4 protein-coding genes and 1 tRNA gene are annotated in these 1760 nt (G+C 46.6%); 1 reads left to right on the top strand and 4 read right to left on the bottom strand.

From position 1 onward, the window contains the following. A partial coding sequence (locus OEM52_15135) for a hypothetical protein (protein ID MDK9701466.1) occupies positions 1–268 on the top strand: 268 nt, incomplete at its 5' end. A gap of 6 nt (positions 269–274) precedes the next feature. On the opposite strand, the gene OEM52_15130 is transcribed toward OEM52_15135, so the two are convergent. The 4 genes from OEM52_15130 to OEM52_15115 form a co-directional block, all read right to left on the bottom strand. Next, entirely contained in the window at positions 275–949 is a 675-nt protein-coding gene (locus OEM52_15130; GenBank protein MDK9701465.1) for a glycosyltransferase family 2 protein, read from the bottom strand. 64 nt (positions 950–1013) lie between these two features. Then, positions 1014–1087: transfer RNA gene (locus tag OEM52_15125), tRNA-Pro, on the bottom strand. 56 nt (positions 1088–1143) lie between these two features. Continuing rightward, complete coding sequence (locus tag OEM52_15120; GenBank protein ID MDK9701464.1) at positions 1144–1386, bottom strand: hypothetical protein; 243 nt, start codon at positions 1384–1386, stop codon at positions 1144–1146. Between the two features lie 36 nt (positions 1387–1422). Further along, positions 1423–1760 (bottom strand): hypothetical protein (locus tag OEM52_15115; protein ID MDK9701463.1); only part of this gene is annotated, 338 nt, incomplete at its 5' end.

Raw genomic sequence — 1760 nt, 5'->3', positions numbered from 1 at the left:
GCATTGTGTATTGGATATCCGAGAAATCTTGAATGCAATTGGTCGTTATCAAGTTGCGAACGTGTTCGATCCTTATTCGCTAAACGAGTTAACTCAACATGGATACTTAGACCAAACTCTTCTTCACAATGAATGGAACTACACAACTATCGGCGGGAATCCGATTACTCAAATTCAAGCGGTATCAACTTCCCAGTGTTCCTTTGGCGCGGGTAAAACGATAATCTTTGATCTAAGTCATGGAGAGTTTTTTGGCTGGGGAATGTAGGTACAACTACCGATGTAACCACTCCCTCCAGACCATCTTGAGGAAGCGAATCGTGTCACGCAGGCGATGGATGTGGCTTGATTGATTATCATAGAGAATCGGTATCGATTGCTGCTCGATCTTCCAGTGATGTTTCGCCGCTTGTAACAAGAGTTGTGGTTCAAATTCAAAACCGTCGCTGTCGCATTGCAAATCGTTCCAACGGGCAAGCTTGATGAGCCGGAACCCAGATTGCACATCGTATAGCTTCACTCCAAACAGCCATTCTAACAGCTTTGTCGAGATCGTATTCGAGAACCGACGATCCCACGGCATCCCTTGAAGCGAGTTTCTCAGACGATTCCCGATTACAATGTCGGCATTGGTTTGTCGCTGCTTCTGCAATAAATCGGGAATGGATTCCGGGGGGTGCTGTCCATCAGCATCAAGTGTTACAACGTTATCGTATTCGTTTGCGGTGAGATAATCAAACGCAGTTCTAAGCGCGGCGCCTTTTCCGCGATTGATATCATGGCGGACGATCGTAATGGGAAAGGGTAACTCAGATGCAATTGCTGGAAAAGAGCCATCGTCGACGATGAGAAGTTCGGCTTCCGGAGCGACTAGTCGGCAGCTCGCCACAACATTGTGAAGCGCAAGTGGAACCGGATTGAATGCAGGTATGACGATAGCAAGCTTCATGAATCAATATCGTTTTCTGTGCCAGGAAACGCAAAAAGCTCACCGTGTTGGTGAGCTTTTCTTGTCGGGACGACTGGATTTGAACCAGCGGCCCCTAGACCCCCAGTCTAGTGCGCTACCAGGCTGCGCTACGTCCCGCTGCCACAAAAGCAACTGCTCGATTATCGAGGAGCGTTGTTATTGTCGCCCCATAATTAAAGCAATTTCTTGAGCGCAAGCAAATCGGAGTGGAGTTGCTGGAGTTGCTTCCGCAATCCTTTGTTCTCCTGTTGCAGTTGCTTATAGCGTTTCCCGCTTTTCCGGGTTCCTGATTCCTCATCCTCGGACATTGCAAGAAAGTCGATTAACCAATCATCCTCCTCTTCCGGCCTTACCGGCAAGTTGTGAAAATATTCATATCGGATATCTTCCGGCATCGCAAGATAGCGTTTCTTCAACTCATTAATGATGAGTTCGTAATTTTTATCGGTCGGCTACAAGAGGGAATCGGGATCGGTGGGATGATCGAATAACCCAATTTGCATAGGAGGCTCGTGGACAACATCATCAGTTACCCGTTTTACTAATTGTTCCGGTGTAGATGATTGTTGATTCTGAGTAACTCCTACATCCATTGTTGATGGATTACTTTGATGATAGTAACGTTCTGTTTCTTCCGGTTTGGCGACTTGCTTAGGTTTTGGCTCCTCTTTTGTGATTGCTTGTAGTTCAGCTTTCGCCCCTTCAATGGTGTAACGTTTGTTGTAAAGCAACTCGACAATCACTTTTATGAGTTCGAAGTCACGTTTCCGGTATTGACGCACGCCAGTTT

It is taken from the genome of bacterium (genome assembly GCA_030247525.1).
GTDB lineage: Bacteria > Electryoneota > JAOADG01 > JAOADG01 > JAOADG01 > JAOTSC01.
Note: the sequence above shows the minus strand (reverse complement) of the source record. Positions and strands in the feature narration are given on the sequence as shown.